Genomic DNA, 16,994 nt, shown 5'->3' with positions numbered 1-16,994 from the left:
CTTCCTTTTGTACTTAGTTATATTATAACGAATAATTTTCATAATTTAATTATAAACTTAGTTTATCCAATAGACAAACTAAGTTTCTGGTGCTATAATGAAATCAAGTTAAGCAATAACAACTAAGTAAGATTGAAATTATATAATGATAATATTGAAAAATGAAAACGTTTTATATTGAATAATAGGAGGAAACTAATTATGGCATATTTTGAGAATATTAACCAAATAAAGTTTGAAGGACCAACATCCAACAATCCCTTTTCATTTAAGTACTACAATCCAGAGGAGCAGGTAAATGGTCAATCCATGCAAGATCTTTTACGTTTTTCTGTTGCTTATTGGCATACCTTTACAGCTGACGGAAGCGATCCTTTCGGAGCAGGCACAATGCAACGCTCTTGGAACCATTTAAATGGAATGGATTTAGCGAAAGCACGTGTAGAAGCATCCTTTGAATTTTTTGAAAAGCTAAATGCTCCGTACTTCTGTTTCCACGACGTGGATGTTGCTCCTGAGGCAGATACTTTAAGTGAAACTAATAAAAACCTTGATATTATTGTAGATTTAATTAAAGAAAACTTAAAATCGAGTAAGACGAAATTACTTTGGAATACTGCAAATATGTTTACCCACCCTCGCTATGTACATGGCGCTGCAACTTCAAATAATGCAGATGTATTTGCTTATGCAGCTGCAAAGGTTAAAAAAGGCCTAGAAGTTGCTAAAGAGCTTGGATCTGAAAACTACGTATTCTGGGGTGGCCGCGAAGGCTATGAAACGTTATTAAATACGAATATGAAATTAGAGCAGGATAATTTAGCGCGTTTCTTCCATATGGCAGTTGATTATGCGAAGGAAATTGGGTATGATGGACAATTTTTAATTGAGCCTAAGCCAAAAGAACCGACAAAACATCAATATGATTTTGATGTAGCAACTGGTCTAGCATTTTTACAAAAATACAATCTACAAGATTACTTTAAATTTAATATTGAAGCAAACCATGCGACATTAGCTGGTCATACTTTTGAACATGAGCTTAGAGTAGCAAGAATTAATGGGATGTTAGGTTCTGTAGATGCTAACCAAGGAGACACTCTTTTAGGTTGGGATACAGATGAATTCCCAACAGATTTATATTCTACGACATTAGCTATGTATGAAATCTTAAAGAATGGTGGACTAGGTAAAGGCGGTCTTAATTTCGATGCGAAAGTAAGAAGAGGCTCCTTTGAGGCCGATGACCTGTTCCATTCTCATATTGCTGGAATGGATGCCTTTGCTATTGGTTTAAAGGTAGCTAATAGATTGCTAGAGGACAAAGTCTTGGAAGATTTCATTGATAACAGATATGCAAGCTTCACGAAAGGTATTGGTCTTGAAATTATTGAAGGAAAAACAGACTTCAAAAAGCTGGAGGAATACGCTTTAGGTCTTGCTCCAATTAAAAATCAATCTGGTCGTCAAGAACGCTTAAAAGCGATCGTAAATCAATACTTAATTGAAACATTAACTAAAGTAACGGTGTAAATTGAATAGCTGTTTATGAAGTGCTGGAAGCTTTTTGTTCCAGCCTTTTTTTAAAGAGTAAAGTAAGAACGGAGGATAAATATGAAATATGTAATTGGAATTGACTTAGGAACTAGTGCAGTGAAGATATTATTAATCAATCAAGCTGGGGAAGTATGCCTGGAAGTATCAAAAGCGTATCCATTGATTCAGCCTCAATTTGGTTACAGTGAGCAAGATCCTAATGAGTGGGTCGCGAAAACAGAAGAGGGGCTAAGGGAACTTGTTCAAGCGTTTTCAGGGAATCCAGAGGACATAGAAGGTATCAGCTTTTCCGGACAGATGCACGGGCTTGTTCTGCTAGATAAAAATAATCAAGTTTTGCGCAATGCGATTCTGTGGAACGATACGAGGACGACGGAGCAATGCCAGCAAATATATGAAGCCATTGGAAAAGAACGTTTATTAAAGGTTGCGAAAAACCCTGCATTAGAAGGATTTACATTACCAAAAATTCTATGGGTCAAACAAAATGAACCGGAAATCTTTGCTGAAGCTCATGTTTTTATGATGCCAAAAGATTATTTAAGATATCGTATGACAGGACAGATTCATACGGAATATTCCGATGCGGCAGGAACTTTACTACTTAATATAGAAGAAAAAGAGTGGAGTAAAGAATTATGTGAAAAGCTAGGACTTCCTTTTGACATGTGTCCGTCATTGGTAGATTCCGATTATTTTGTAGGGACGATTACCTCTGACTTTGCCAAGACAACTGGTTTAGCAGAATCAGTTAAAGTTTTTGCAGGTGGTGCTGATAATGCATGTGGGGCTATTGGAGCGGGGATTTTAACAGAAGGAAATACACTTTGTAGTATAGGAACTTCTGGTGTCGTTCTCTCACATGAAGAACGGAACGATCAGGATTATCAAGGAAAGGTTCACTATTTCAATCACGGAAAATCCAATGCTTTTTATAGTATGGGGGTTACTTTAGCGGCTGGTTACAGCTTAAGCTGGTTTAAAGAAACCTTTGCTGAGGCAGAAGATTTTGAACAGCTGTTAAATGGAATAGAAAATGTTTCGATCGGAGCAAACGGTCTGCTGTTTACTCCATATTTAGTTGGGGAAAGGACACCGCATGCTGATTCCAAAATTCGCGGAAGCTTTATTGGAATGGACGCATCCCATAAGCGACTTGATTTTGTAAGAGCTGTGCTTGAAGGAATTACTTTTTCGCTTCATGAATCTATTGAAATCTTTAGAGAGAATGGCAAAGTCATTGAAAACATCATCTCCATTGGTGGAGGTGCTAAAAATGAAGTGTGGTTACAAATGCAAGCAGATATTTTCAATGCGACTATTATAAAATTATCAAGTGAACAAGGGCCTGCCATGGGAGCAGCGATGCTTGCAGCTTATGGTTGTAACTGGTATACGACATTAGAAGATTGTGCGAATGATTATATTAAGCCGAGTAAAACGTATTATCCAATTGCAGAAAATGTAGAAAAGTATCAAAACTTGTTTATCCTTTATAAAAAAGTATATGAACAAACGAGAGCACTTAATGAGGAACTTCATACATTTCGAAATATAACAAATTAGAAGAGGTAATGGGGATGAAAGTAGAGCAAAGAAAAATTGGCATGATCAACAATCAGTCTGTATATGCATTCACTCTCATTAATAACCATGGAATAGAAGTTGAATGTATCAACTATGGATGCATTATTACGAAAATCCTGATGCCAGATCAATTTGGGGCTTTAGAAAATATTGTGTTAGGATACGAAACACTGGATGAATATATAAAGGATGAATGCTTTTTTGGCTGTATAGTAGGTAGAACTGCTGGCAGAATTGGAGGAGCATCGTTTGAATTAGACGGCAAGACCTATTCATTAGAAAAGAATGAAGCGAATAATAATCTTCACGGTGGGAGCAAAAGCTTTAATCGAGTTGTATGGGATGCTTCTTCTATTCAAAATGAAAGGGAAGTAGGAGTGCAGTTTAGCTATCATAGTCCCGATGGTGAAGGTGGATATCCGGGTAATCTTTTAATGAAGGTTACTTATTTGTTAACTAATAATAATGAGCTGACTATTCAATACGAGGGTGTATCCGATAAAACGACGTTATTAAATGTGACGAATCATTCTTACTTTAATTTAAGTGGAAATGCAAAACGGGATATTTTAGATCATTCCTTAACGATGAAAAGTAGTAGTTTTCTACAACTTAATTCGGAGCTTTTACCAACCGGAGAAATTTTAAATGTGGATGGGACTGCTTTTGATTTTCAACTAGGGAAGTCTATTAAAGCCGGGGTTGTTTCTAACCATCCACAAAATGTAATGGTGGGAAATGGGTTTGATCATCCGTTTTTATTAGACACCAATCATGATAGTGAAATTGTTTTATATGACGAGATGAATGGCCGAAGACTAACAGTGGAGACGGATGAACCCGGGGTGGTCGTGTACACTAGTAATATGCTATCTGAGGGGATAGAGATTAACGGAGTTCCTTCGCGGCAGTACTTAGGGATTTGTTTGGAAACACAAGGGTTACCAGATGCTATCCACCATCCGAACTTTTCAAGTTGGATATTAGATAAGGATCAGAAATATTCATCTATGACGAAATTTAGATTTGGGATTGTAGGGACTAGCGATAAAGCGAATTGAATGTATGATGCAAGGGTTTATATTTTATAGTTAGATGAACACCTCTGAATGTTGGAGGTGTTTTTTCTTTTGGCTCTGTTAAAGTACAATGTTGATTTTTTTAGGACGATAGCAGTTGATTGGAGCAATAGGCGAAGACTCCTGCGGGAGATAGCGTTTTGTGGAGACCCCGCAGGCAAGCCGAGGAGGCTCCACAAGCGCCCTCTGGATAAGCGAAGCCTAGTGCTAGTGCGGAAATCAACAGCGGTGTTTAACAGATCCTTTCTTTTAAGAGGAATGAAGAGATTGCTAGAACAAACTAGATGATTGAATGTTTAATTGTTCCTTTTTGACTGTTTGTGATGAATTTGCGAATGGTTATGATTGATATTGATTCATTTTGATTGTTTTTGATTGATTTTTGAAAGGGCTTGCATTAGAATAAGGGTACATACAAAAGTACTACAAAAAGGTGATGTCATGTTAACTCCAGAAAGACAACAGAAAATAATAGACTTAGTTTTACAAAATGATGTAGTTAAATTGCAAGAATTAGTGGATATAACAGGTGCTTCAGAATCCACTATCCGACGAGATTTAAGTCAGTTGGAAGAGGAAAATAAGCTAAAACGGGTTCATGGTGGAGCGGCAAGGCTCCATCAGAAAGGCGAAGAACCGAGTATTCTTGAAAAATCCTCGATTAATCTAGAAGCTAAAAATCTAATTGCAAAAGCAGCAGCAGAACTTGTGCAAGAAGGGGATTGTATCTTTTTAGATGCTGGTACGACTACCTTTCAAATGATTCAGCACTTGGCTGCAAATAGAATTACTGTTGTGACAAATGGATTTGCTCATATACATGCATTAATGGAAAAAGGGATTTCCACTTATATTATTGGTGGTTTTATGAAAAATAAAACTGGGGCAATTATCGGTGGAAAGGCAACACAAAGCTTAAAAGAATATAACTTCGATAAAGCGTTCATCGGTGCTAATGGTGTGCATGTGAAGCGTGGATATACGACACCAGATCCGGAAGAGGCGTACATTAAAAGTTTGGCAATCAAACAGGCTCAGCAAGCCTATGTCCTAGCAGATGAGTCGAAAATTAACGAAGTAACATTCGCTAATGTAGCAAGTATTCAAGAAGCAACTTTAATTACAAACCACGTAGACAAGGAATTTAGAGCAACCTTTGAAGATAAAACATCCGTTATGGTGGTGAGCATATGATTTATACAATTACGTTAAACCCCTCCATTGATTACATTATGCAGGTAGATTCCTTTCATGTAGGGGAAGTTAACCGGGCTGAAACGACCATGTATTATCCAGGAGGTAAGGGGATCAATGTTTCGAGAGTGCTTAAGCGTTTAGGTGCTGATACAACAGCGTTAGGATATACAGCAGGGTTTACAGGGAATTTTATCAAAGAAAAATTAATTGGAGAACAAGTTGCTGTCCGTCTTATAGAGGTAGAAGGTAATTCTCGAATAAATGTAAAGCTTAAAGCTAATCAGGAAACAGAGATAAATGGGACTGGTCCTATTATCGACGAGAATGCAGTAGCAAGCCTATTAGCGCAACTAGATACATTAACAACAACAGATATCGTTGTTTTAGCTGGGAATATTCCTAACACGATGCCTGAGACGATTTATGAGACGCTTATACAAAAGTGTACGGTCAAAGGGGCAAAAGTTGTCCTCGATACAGGAGGCTCCACTTTAAAAGCTCTTTTACGATACAAGCCATTCTTAATTAAACCAAATCATCACGAACTAGGTGATTTATTCGATGTATCGATTTCAACAATAGAAGAGGCGATTCATTTTGCTGGTAAGATCCATGCACAAGGGGTAGAAAATATCGTTGTATCGATGGCAGGAGAAGGGGCCCTCCTATACGCAAATGAAGGTGTTTATATAGCGAAGGCACCTAAAGGAGTAGTGAAAAATTCAGTCGGTGCAGGGGATTCGCTTGTAGCTGGATTTTTAGCAGGATATGTTAAGCATAATGATATAAAAGAAGCGCTTTGTCTAGGTATTGCTTCCGGGAGTGCGACAGCCTTTTCCGATGATTTATGTCAAAAGGAAGAAGTAGAAAAACTATTAAATCAAGTTACCATAGAGAAAATATAGAGGAGGAGCAGCGATGAAGATTACAGATTTGTTAACGATAGAAACTGTCACACTTCGTTTACAAGCTAACTCGAAAAGCAGTGTTATCCGTGAATTAGTCGATACACTCGATCGAGCAGGAAAGCTTGCAGATAAAAAAGGCTATGAAGAAGCAATCCTTGCAAGAGAAGCACAAAGCACTACTGGAATTGGGGAAGGTATTGCGATACCACACGCCAAAACAAATGCGGTAAAAACGCCAGCGATTGCCTTTGGTGTTTCAAAGCAAGGTCTGGATTATCAAGCATTGGACGGTCAGCCAAGTCATCTTTTCTTTATGATTGCGGCTAGTGAAGGAGCAAATAATGCGCATTTAGAAACATTATCTCGTTTATCCTCTATGCTAATGGACACGGGTTTTCGAGTAGGCTTAGTAAATGCTGCAACTAAAGAAGAGATTATTAGTTTAATAGATAGAAAAGAAAAAGAACTATTCCAAGAGGAAGCAAGGGAAATAGTAGCAGATGAAAAGGGAATGATTTTAGCGGTTACTGCTTGTCCAACTGGTATTGCACATACGTATATGGCAGCGGATGCGTTAAAACAAAAGGCAAAAGAGCTTGGTTTTACTGTAAAAGTAGAAACGAATGGATCGAGCGGAGTAAAAAATGAATTAACGAAGGCAGATATTGATTCAGCTGCGGGAATTATCGTCGCAGCAGATAAACATGTGGATATGGAGCGTTTTAATGGGAAGAAAATAATCCAAGTTCCAGTTGCGCAAGCGATTCGCAAACCGGAAGAGCTCCTAACTAAAGCGAGTAAAGGGGAAGGAACAACCTATACAAGTTCTGGGAAAGCCTCTTCTGAATCTGAAGAGAAAAAAGGTCGTTCTGGATTTTATAAGCATTTAATGAGCGGTGTATCCAATATGCTTCCATTCGTTGTTGGAGGCGGAATCTTAATTGCTTTATCATTTATGTTTGGTATCAATGCATCAGATCCGAATGACCCGAGCTATCATTGGTTTGCAGAAGCTTTAATGACCATTGGTGGTGGAAATGCCTTTGGATTAATGATTCCAGTACTCGCTGGATTTATCGCGATGAGTATTGCAGATCGTCCAGGTTTAGCTGCTGGTATGGTTGGGGGATTAATGGCGTCTACTGGCGGAGCGGGGTTTTTAGGTGGTATTATTGCTGGATTCCTTGCAGGATATATCATCATTGGCTTAAAGAAACTATTGAGTGGACTACCTGCATCCTTGGAAGGAATCAAACCGGTGTTATTATATCCTTTATTGGGTATCTTTATCACGGGAATGATTATGCTTCAAGTTGTAACTCCATTAAAAGCATTTAATGAAGCATTAACAGCTTGGTTAAGCGGGTTAGGCTCTGGTAATCTAGTGTTCTTAGGATTATTACTTGGTGCGATGATGGCGATTGATATGGGTGGTCCGATCAATAAGGCTGCTTTCACCTTTGGAATTGCGATGATTGATGCTGGAAACTATGCACCACATGCTGCGATAATGGCAGCTGGAATGGTTCCACCACTGGGATTAGCACTTGCTACAACCTTATTTAAAAATAAATTTAACAAGCAAGAACGAGAAGCAGGAAAGACATGTTATGTCATGGGGGCAACTTTTATTACTGAAGGGGCAATCCCATTTGCAGCAGCAGATCCGATGCGCGTTATCCCTTCAGCGGTAGTGGGCGCAGCAGTTGCAGGAGCCTTAACCATGTTTTTTGGAATCGGCTTGCCTGCTCCACATGGTGGAATATTTGTTATTCCAATCGTTACTGGTAGTATTTTATTATATATTTTAGCAATCTTGATTGGTGCTTTTGTGACGGCATTAATGGTAGGCTTATTAAAGAAACGAACGACAGCATAGTGTAGCATTAAAGACTTAGAAGGCCACTCAACTACTAGTGATACTAACAGTTGAGTGGTCTTTACGTATTTAGACAATGTACCACCTGATTCCTTCCTTCATACTTATAAAAGAAGGCTTTATAGACAAAGAAATTCTATTGAAAAAGGAATGAGGAGGCAATCATGGATCAGCTACAAAATTATTATCACGGTCAAAATATTAATATGCCAATCATAGATGCAAATGATCAAAGAATTATAGGTAGACCAGGATATGGGAGAAGACCATATGGTTATGGTTATGGTTATGGACGCCCGTATGGAAGAAGACCTTACTATGGAGCACCCTTTGTTGGTGGGTTATTAGGAGGTTTACTTGGCGGTGCATTACTCAGCCCATATGGATATGGCTATCCGCCACCATATTATCCGTACTATCCTTATTATTAGGTTTAATTTGAAAAAAGACAGCATTAAACCCACGTTTACTCACGTGGGTTGTTTTAATTGTAGAAAAGTCATCTGTGTGCTACCAAGCGCTCTGCCTTCTGACTTGCGGGGCTATATTTGACGACTTTCCCCTCTTAAGTTATGATAATACCATCAATTAAATTTAATATCCTTTCCCAAAGGGGAGTAGCTATACAGCAAAGTCGTCATTACGGGATTTTTATCCTCGGCTTTGTTGGCAACGATATGTTGTTTGCGAGACCTTTGTCAGTAAGTGTTATCTGGCAAAGGTCTTTTGTATTTTAAGAGGTCCTTTTCCATAATCCGGAGAAGGGCCTTTTTCTATTTGGGAACAAGAAAAATGAAAAGGAGGGAACTAAAGACGATGATAAAAAAATTAGTGAAGGCTTTTATTCTTAAAAAAGGTGTAGATATAGCAAGAAAAAAAGTAATGCCAGTAGTGATGAAAGAAGTCAAAAAGAGAATGAAGAAAAAGTAAAGGATTTGGAGTGATAGTAAATGAAAAAAGCAATAATTGTGTTAGCTATATTTTCATCTCTACTATTAAGTGGCTGTTCCTTATTAGAAGAAGTAAACAGTTCATTAGAGTATGCAAATAAGGCTACTGAGCATATAAATACATGGCAAGATTTTGGACAGGAAGCGCCACAATTAATTCAAGAGGCAGCGACAAATCTAGATTCAAAAGAAGAACTTGAGAAAGAATTACATGTCCTGTTAGATGAAATCGAAGAATTTAACGAGGCAGATCCCCCGGCAATAGCAGAGGATCTCCATCAACAAATAGTAGAAAAGAATGAAGAATTACAAAAAGTTATCGACAGTGCCATGGTAAATGGGGAATTAGCATTAGAGAAATTACAAAACTCCGAGCTTTTCCAATTAATAAATGAAGTAACTACTTTGATGAATGTAGTGGAAGATTTAGGCCTCTAATAACAGATAATATAGATTGCCTCTTTTTAGAGTATAGGTGAGAGTGAGAGGTTGTAAATGACACAAGAAACACAAGGGTTTACACAGTATAACAAATTGGCCCAAAGTATCGTATTTCAACAAGGTAAGCACAGGACTGAAGTGGTAAGCAAAGATGCCTCCTTAACTATTATAGGTTCAGGGAGGAGTGCTTATGTATTTAGGCTTCCATCAAGCAAACTCGCTTTAAAGGTATTTTACCCACCTTTTGAAAAGATAGCGAGGAAGGAAGCAGAAATATATCAGAAACTAAAAGGAGTATCTGGTTTTCCAAATTTGATTTGTAGTGGTGAAAACTTTATTGTTATAGATTACTTGGAAGGCGATACGCTATTTGAGTGTTTAGTGAAAGGTGTTAGAATATCATCAGACCAGATAGCGCAAATAGATCAGACCCTTTTGTATGCTAGAAAAAGAGGACTAAATCCATCAGATATTCATTTGCATAATATTATTGTATTAAAAAATGAAAAAGCAAAAATTATCGATGTAGCACGTTTTCAACAAATGAAGCAATGTTCTCAATGGGACGATATGAAGTATGTTTTTTATAAATTCTATATTCATCGATTTTTTCCTAAGAAAATACCTAGAGCACTGCTGAATTTAATCGCTATTCTATATAAAAGAAAGCTACTAACAAAATTAATTAGATAAAAATGAAGCACTTTTCCTTAGCTAGAGAAGTGCTTTCTTTTGGTTGATTTGTTGTATTTGAATCCAATAAAAACATATACTACAAATGTTGGTTGTAAGCGTTCTGTAGCAGCGAAAAAATGGTAAAATCCCTTTATACTACTTTTTTCCTTTTTAGCATGTTAAAATTAAATAATATTTACTAACAAGACTAAATTCGATTCCTTTAGCTCTATTGTTATAATCAATAATAATAGTAAAAATGATTTTACTTTAAATCAAATATACGGATGATAGTGTGATAAAAGTTTCCTGTATTCAATCATTGGAAGCATCCACATAAGTTAATTGGTCTAACAGGAGGAAACAAATTGTTTGAAGAATTAATCATGACCTTATTAGAAGCATTTAAAAGTCTTTCCTATTTTGGGATTGTTTTAGCATTAACATTTGAGTTTATCCCAGCTGAGCTGGTATTGCCTTTAGTGGGCTATTGGGTTTATCAAGGAGATATGTTCTTGTTTTGGGCAATACTTGCTGGAAGTATCGGCGGGGTGACTGGTCCTTTAACACTTTACGCGCTTGGATATTATGGTGGTAGACCTCTCATTGAAAAATATGGGAAATATTTCTTGATAAGAGAAAAAGAAATCAATGCAGCAGAACGTTTCTTTAATAAGTATGGACCGGGTATTGCGTTTTTGGGGAGATTCATTCCAGGGATTAGAACAGCCATTTCGATTCCATGTGGAATGGCGAGAATGAATATTTGGGTATTCTCCATTTACACGTTCATCGCAATGATCCCTATTACAGCGGGTTATGTATATTTAGGGTACAAGCTCGGACCCCATTGGGCGGATGCCGCAGCCACAATTTCTATATATATGAAGCCTTTAGGATTCTTATTAATCGGTATATTGCTTGTTATTGCAATAGTGAAAATAAGAAAGAAAAGGAAAGTCATTAATGGCTAAACCTTCTCTTTTAAATTTAGAATAGGGTAAAGAAATAATGCAATAATTTTGTGGTTATTACATGGCTATTTTGCAAAGAAATTGACTTATGAGCTATAATTTAATATTATTAACTTAGTAGTTTAAGAGTAAAACTGCTGTTCCAAGTAAGCTTATAATACTCCAAAGGGGAGTAGCTAACAGTTATGTCGTCAATCCGTGATGTTTATGCATCGCCGGCCTAACTGGCAACATTCATTGTTGTTTGCGAGACCTTTGCCTATAAGGTAAAGGTGTTATATAAATTAAAAACCTTTACCAATTAGTTTGGTGAAGGTTTTTTAGTTTTTTATAGGGGGAGAAAGCATATATAAAAAATAGAAATATTTCCATTGAATCGGTATAATTAATAAGAATAAAATCTAAAACTATTATTTTTCGGAGGTGAATCCCTCATTATAGAGGGAACCAATTGGACAGTATAACGATTATTAACTTGCTTTTAGTGGCTTTATTAATTGCGCTAACAGCCTTCTTCGTAGGTTCAGAGTTTGCAGTAGTAAAAGTGCGTATGTCTCGTATTGATCAATTAATAGCAGAAGGAAATAAAAAAGCAATTATAGCAAAGAAATTAATTAACGATTTGGATTATTACTTATCTGCCTGTCAGCTAGGTATTACAGTAACAGCATTAGGTCTTGGTATGTTAGGAAAGCCAACTGTAGAAGCCATTTTAAATCCTTTCCTCCATAATATTGGAGTCTCGGCTTCCATGACAAGTGCCATATCTTATGTAGTTGCGTTTTCGTTAGTAACTTTCTTGCATGTAGTTGTAGGGGAACTTGCACCTAAAACCTTAGCTATTCAGTTCGCTGAGAAAATGACATTGTTTTTTGCCACTCCTTTATATTGGTTTGGTAAAGCGATGTATCCTCTCATCTGGACATTAAACGGATCAGCACGTATACTTCTTCGTGTTTTTGGAGTTCAACCTGCTAGTCATGAACAAGCTCACTCTGAAGAAGAATTAAAAATAATAATGGCGCAGAGTTTTGAAAGCGGGGAAATTAATCAAACAGAACTATCCTATATGGAGAACATCTTTACTTTCGATGAGAGAGTTGCGAAAGATATAATGGTTCCGAGGGTACAAATAGTAACACTTGCACAAACGTTCTCACGTGCTGAGATTATAGCTACACTTGATGAGCATCAATATACTCGTTATCCTGTTACAGATGATGGAGACAAGGATAATATAATTGGTTTTGTAAACGTGAAGGAAATGTTAACGAGTATTGCAGTAGGGCGTGAAGGTCAATTAAAAGACTTCCTTCATGAACTTCCTCTGATTCATGAGTTCACTTCTTTACAAGATGCCTTACTAAAAATGCAAGAAGATCAAGTGCATATTGCTCTTGTCATAGATGAGTATGGTGGAACAGCAGGGATTATTACGATGGAAGATATTTTAGAAGAAATCGTAGGAGAAATCCGTGATGAATTTGATTCAGATGAAGTACCTGAAATTCAACAACATGCTGAAGGAATTTATCACATTAATGGTCGTGTTCTACTAACAGAGATTGAGCATCAGTTTGGTATTACTTTTGATGAAAGTGTAGATATCGATACGATCGGTGGCTGGATTCAAGTTCAAATTCAAAATGCTGATGATGATTCAATTGAAACGTTTGAGCAAAATAAACATAGTTGGACTATCCTAGAAATGGAAAATCACCAAGTGAAACAGGTAGCCTTACAGCTAGGAGCATTAACTGAAAATAGATAACTGGAAAAGCATTGCTTCCTAAAGAAGCGATGCTTTTTCTGTTTCTAATATAATCGGTTGTTAACTACTAATCCTCTGAATATATATTCAATCTTCTAATAAAAATAATTGACTGTACAGAAATACTCGCATATGATTTATTCGTTAAGATAACAATACAAACAATGCATTACATGATTGTAGTCTTCTAATAAAGTAAGCTTGGTCCACCAAAGCTTTTATAAATCGAGGTAGAAGTATGTATGGAGTATAATGATAAACAGCAATTAGATATAACGTTAATCTTTCTGATGCTCATGATGGTACTTGCTAGTTTATTTGCAATAGACAGCATAGAGCCGACTTTACCATCTAACTTGCAAGGAATTAATTTTATGGAAAAACAATTGTTATGGTTTCTAATTGGCGCTTTTGGTATAGGGGCTTCATTATTAATTCATTTTGATTATTTGAGAAATCTTGCATGGATCACATATGGAATCGGTGTTATTTTCTTATTAGGACTTGAATTTAATTTTCCAGCTCCATTAGTAATGAATATAAAAGGGGCAACAAGTTGGTATTACATTCCAGGAATTGGGAATTTTCAGCCCTCAGAATTGATGAAAATTTCGATAATCTTAGTACTTAGTAAGGTTATTGCAGATCATCGTGCAAAATTTGAAGATTCAAGTGTAAGAGAAAGCTTTCTTCTACTATTTAAAATAATGGGAGCGTCACTTGTACCTATTCTATTAGTTGCTAAACAGCCTGACATGGGTACCACGTTAGTATACCTTTCTATTATTGCTGCTCTAATAGTAGTATCAGGGATACGGTGGAGAATTATTATTGGTATTGTGTCGATTTGTATTGCAGCGGCTGCCTTGTTTCTCTATATCTTCATTCAGTTTCCTGAGTTTTTTCATACGTATTTTATTCCTGAATATCAGCTGAATCGATTTTATGGCTGGTTAAATCCGTACGAATACCAAGATGCCCAAGGGTTTCAGTTAGTTCGATCATTGTTAGCGATAGGGTCTGGAGAATACACTGGTGCTGGGTATGGATCCATGAATGTATATCTTCCTGAATCTCATACTGATTTTATTTTTTCGGCAATAGCGAATCAATTCGGGTTCTTGGGGGCTACAGTTGTTCTTTCTTTGTTCTTTTTACTTCTTCATAAAATAACAATTATTGCTCTACAATGTCATGATCCGTATGGTTCTTATTTATGTACTGGTATCATTGGAATGATTACCTTCCAGGTTTTTCAAAATGTTGGGATGACAGTTGGTTTATTGCCAATTACGGGAATACCACTTCCGTTCTTCAGCTATGGAGGTAGTTCCTTGTTGACCTATATGATAGCGATTGGAATCGTTATGAATGTGCAATTACGAACGAGAAAATATGTTTTTAACTAAAATGTTTTGTATAGAATAGCAAATAGGGTAACGGTCTTACTAAATGCTTTTGGAGATATTTTTTTCTAATGTTATAATGTAGAAATGATCAAATATATTTTTTTGGAGGCACTATGTTAACTTTTGAACAAAAACTTGCAATTATCGAATCCTTTCCAGAACTAGAGCGAAAGGATGTTTCCTTAAAGCGTGTGAACTTCCAGTATAACGAAAGTCGTAGTGATAAAAAGAACGTTGTCTTTCATTTACATCCAAATGGAAATGGCTATGTATATGCGAAAGGTATAAAGGGATACCGAGTAGACGAAAAAGGAATGGTAAACATTCGAGAATTTTCGGAAGAAGAATTACGTACTGTAATTGAAAAAGCTTTGGTATCTATGAGCTATGAGGAGTCAGAAGTATCTTCTGAAACGGTTGAGTTTGAGGAAGAACGATGGGCGAATGAAGATCAGCAAAGCCTGATTCTTATAAATGAAGATGATATGTGGAATGTCTATGCCGGTAAAAATTTAGACGGAACATTCCTATCCTATAATGAAGCGAAGCAGTATTTAATTGAAGAAGGATTTAAAAAGCGATTCTATTAGAGGATCGCTTTTTTTTGTAAAATAAAGGGCTGTGAATCTATGTGTTTTAATGAAAATCATGATTTGTATGCTCGGGTATATAAATTTATCGTTTTTTCTTATCAATTACATTTAATGGCTTTTTTACTACTTTTTCAAAGACAATATGAACTTGAATATGGTTTGCTTCATTCTGCTTTACTATCTCCACTTTTCCTTTACGTCCCTTAATTGTGATAATATCACCTTCAGCGGGAACATTTTTTTTAAACTGAGTTAATACAATTGCGTTATCTGTTAAATAATGAACGACAAACATCCCTGGTCCCCCTTAATGATTAAAATTTTTTCTAGGATCTTCTTTTTCTAAAATATTGAATAAAACTGAAGTTTAGACCGGATACAAGCTTTTATTTTTAATAGTTAAATATGTTCATATGATTGGATAAAATGGCAAAAACAGAGTATTGTAGAATTAGAAAGGAGATTAAATTAGAAATGTATTAATACTGAAAGATGATGAAAACAAAAATGAATGTTTAATGCTTTATATAGAAATTTCAAACATATAATTTTGAATCGAGTAACTTGATAAATTCTGCATTTGTTCATATTAACTTATTAAATTGTATACCGTAGAAAGATAATTTAAATGTTAAAATAATCATTATTCTTGAGGAATATGAGAAAGGGGGGGCTCCTATATCTAGTAAGAGGATAATAAAAACCTTATCTTTGCTTGTAATAGTTATTTTATTAATTTGGGTTTTTAATTCGGAATGGTTTTCTATTATTAAAAGTGGAGATATTGATGTTATCCTAAATTTTTTAGAGCAGGAATTATATATAACTCTTTTTATTATGTTGCTATTAATGTTAATCCAAAATTTATTTACGCTTATTCCCATTATTATCATCATAATGGTAAACATAATGCTCTTTGGGTTTGTCAATGGATACCTATGGAGTGTTGCGACAAGTGTAGTCGGTGCGCTATTATCCTTCCTATTATATAGATACTGGTTTCAATCAATACTTCTGAGAAAAGCTAATGCTTCGCTTATCAAGAAAATGGAGCAAAATGGATTTTTATTTGTATTTAATTTAAGAGTAATCCCTTTTATCCCTTCAAGTATTATTAATACAGTCTCTGGGGTTAGTTCTATAAAGTTATCTCAATTTCTTTTAGCTACAACAGTAGGGAATATGTTGTATTTGTTTTTGCTCAGCGCTATTGCAAATGGATTATTAACTGAAGAGATACAAGGATATATCATAATTGGACTATTATTTGCTTCGATTCCTTGTTATTATCTATACCGAAAATTAAAATTGAAATTTAGCTTTGGGGTAAATAAGAAGAAATGGAAGGTAGGAAGGCAGTAGCTTTTTAGTTTAATGCCATGTTAAAGATAAAGCCCCTCCAAGAGTTGGGATTTTGGGAGGCTTTATTTTATTTGTCGAGAGTTTTATACGCGTTAAGTTCTTATTCTTGATTATTCCTTATCTTACGTTGGTAAAAGATAAAGATAGGCAAAGGAATGACTATCCAGCCAAAGCCTTTGATGAGGGTATTCCAAGCTCTTTCTTTATTTCTCTCTTTATCTTGAGCAACTACGAGATTGTATTCCTCTCGTAGTTCTTCTTCATTAATTTCAGGAGTTGAGATAGCCTCACCTTGATCATTGTATTTCGTTTTATTGGCTATTTTCATTTCCTGATACTCGATGTAACTGTGATAATAGCTTGGAGGTGACACAATATCAGCAATTGCCATAAATGCTGCCACACTACCTCCAATCGTCATCATTAATGTCATGAATAAAATTAAGTAATAATATACAACTCTAATCATGCTTGCCCCTCTTTTCCAGTCGAATGTAGTAGCGGATTTGGCTGTTAGGAACCCTAGCAGACAAATAACAAAAAGAAAGAAAATTATTAATGGAATAAACAACGCAAGAGCACTCATCTTACTTTTGTGTCCTCCTTTCTTGC

The 16,994-nt window shown here is 36.0% G+C and carries 16 protein-coding genes; 14 read left to right on the top strand and 2 right to left on the bottom strand.

Annotated features, from left to right (window positions below; translation table 11 throughout):
* Positions 1-201: 201 nt before the first annotated feature.
* From xylA to BK580_RS17750, 13 genes are all read left to right on the top strand, one after another.
* Positions 202-1,533: a xylose isomerase gene (gene xylA / locus BK580_RS17815; RefSeq protein ID WP_078381650.1), complete on the top strand. Its 1,332-nt coding sequence runs from the start codon at positions 202-204 to the stop codon at positions 1,531-1,533.
* An 81-nt stretch (positions 1,534-1,614) separates the two neighbouring features.
* Positions 1,615-3,123 (top strand): xylulokinase, encoded by a 1,509-nt coding sequence (gene xylB / locus BK580_RS17810; protein WP_078381649.1) that lies wholly within the window; start codon positions 1,615-1,617, stop codon positions 3,121-3,123.
* 14 nt (positions 3,124-3,137) lie between these two features.
* Positions 3,138-4,205 (top strand): aldose epimerase family protein, encoded by a 1,068-nt coding sequence (locus BK580_RS17805; protein ID WP_078381648.1) that lies wholly within the window; start codon positions 3,138-3,140, stop codon positions 4,203-4,205.
* Between the two features lie 459 nt (positions 4,206-4,664).
* Entirely contained in the window at positions 4,665-5,417 is a 753-nt protein-coding gene (locus BK580_RS17795; protein WP_078381646.1) for a DeoR/GlpR family DNA-binding transcription regulator, read from the top strand.
* Complete coding sequence (gene pfkB, locus BK580_RS17790) at positions 5,414-6,325, top strand: 1-phosphofructokinase (protein WP_078381645.1); 912 nt, start codon at positions 5,414-5,416, stop codon at positions 6,323-6,325. The genes BK580_RS17795 and pfkB overlap by 4 nt, the downstream gene beginning before the upstream one ends.
* Positions 6,326-6,338: 13 nt before the next feature.
* The gene (locus BK580_RS17785) at positions 6,339-8,207 is read left to right on the top strand and encodes a PTS fructose transporter subunit IIABC (RefSeq protein WP_078381644.1); all 1,869 of its coding nucleotides are present in this window, start codon (positions 6,339-6,341) and stop codon (positions 8,205-8,207) included.
* Between the two features lie 206 nt (positions 8,208-8,413).
* Positions 8,414-8,638 (top strand): hypothetical protein, encoded by a 225-nt coding sequence (locus BK580_RS17780; RefSeq protein ID WP_139365000.1) that lies wholly within the window; start codon positions 8,414-8,416, stop codon positions 8,636-8,638.
* 519 nt (positions 8,639-9,157) lie between these two features.
* Positions 9,158-9,595 carry a DUF6376 family protein gene (locus tag BK580_RS17775; protein ID WP_078381642.1) on the top strand — a complete coding sequence of 146 codons (438 nt, stop codon included), beginning with the start codon at positions 9,158-9,160 and terminating at the stop codon, positions 9,593-9,595.
* Positions 9,596-9,652: 57 nt separating this feature from the next.
* Positions 9,653-10,291: a serine/threonine protein kinase gene (locus tag BK580_RS17770; protein WP_078381641.1), complete on the top strand. Its 639-nt coding sequence runs from the start codon at positions 9,653-9,655 to the stop codon at positions 10,289-10,291.
* A 368-nt stretch (positions 10,292-10,659) separates the two neighbouring features.
* The gene (locus BK580_RS17765; RefSeq protein ID WP_078382817.1) at positions 10,660-11,247 is read left to right on the top strand and encodes a DedA family protein; all 588 of its coding nucleotides are present in this window, start codon (positions 10,660-10,662) and stop codon (positions 11,245-11,247) included.
* Positions 11,248-11,698: 451 nt separating this feature from the next.
* Positions 11,699-13,018, top strand: coding sequence for a hemolysin family protein (locus BK580_RS17760; protein ID WP_078381640.1), 1,320 nt, complete (start codon positions 11,699-11,701; stop codon positions 13,016-13,018).
* Between the two features lie 242 nt (positions 13,019-13,260).
* Positions 13,261-14,427, top strand: coding sequence for an FtsW/RodA/SpoVE family cell cycle protein (locus BK580_RS17755; protein ID WP_078381639.1), 1,167 nt, complete (start codon positions 13,261-13,263; stop codon positions 14,425-14,427).
* A gap of 113 nt (positions 14,428-14,540) precedes the next feature.
* Entirely contained in the window at positions 14,541-15,017 is a 477-nt protein-coding gene (locus tag BK580_RS17750) for a hypothetical protein (protein ID WP_078381638.1), read from the top strand.
* 85 nt (positions 15,018-15,102) lie between these two features.
* Here the strand turns inward: BK580_RS17750 and BK580_RS17745 are convergent, their stop codons facing one another.
* On the bottom strand, positions 15,103-15,315 hold the full coding sequence (locus BK580_RS17745; protein WP_078381637.1) for a hypothetical protein: 213 nt from the start codon (positions 15,313-15,315) through the stop codon (positions 15,103-15,105).
* Between the two features lie 554 nt (positions 15,316-15,869).
* Between BK580_RS17745 and BK580_RS17740 the strand changes: the two genes are divergently transcribed.
* On the top strand, positions 15,870-16,382 hold the full coding sequence (locus tag BK580_RS17740; RefSeq protein WP_169865097.1) for a TVP38/TMEM64 family protein: 513 nt from the start codon (positions 15,870-15,872) through the stop codon (positions 16,380-16,382).
* A gap of 100 nt (positions 16,383-16,482) precedes the next feature.
* On the opposite strand, the gene BK580_RS17735 is transcribed toward BK580_RS17740, so the two are convergent.
* Positions 16,483-16,851 carry a hypothetical protein gene (locus BK580_RS17735; RefSeq protein ID WP_078382816.1) on the bottom strand — a complete coding sequence of 123 codons (369 nt, stop codon included), beginning with the start codon at positions 16,849-16,851 and terminating at the stop codon, positions 16,483-16,485.
* Positions 16,852-16,994: the final 143 nt, after the last annotated feature.

This window comes from Sutcliffiella halmapala (assembly GCF_002019665.1).
Taxonomy (GTDB): Bacteria; Bacillota; Bacilli; order Bacillales; family Bacillaceae_I; genus Sutcliffiella_A; species Sutcliffiella_A halmapala.
Note: the sequence above shows the minus strand (reverse complement) of the source record. Positions and strands in the feature narration are given on the sequence as shown.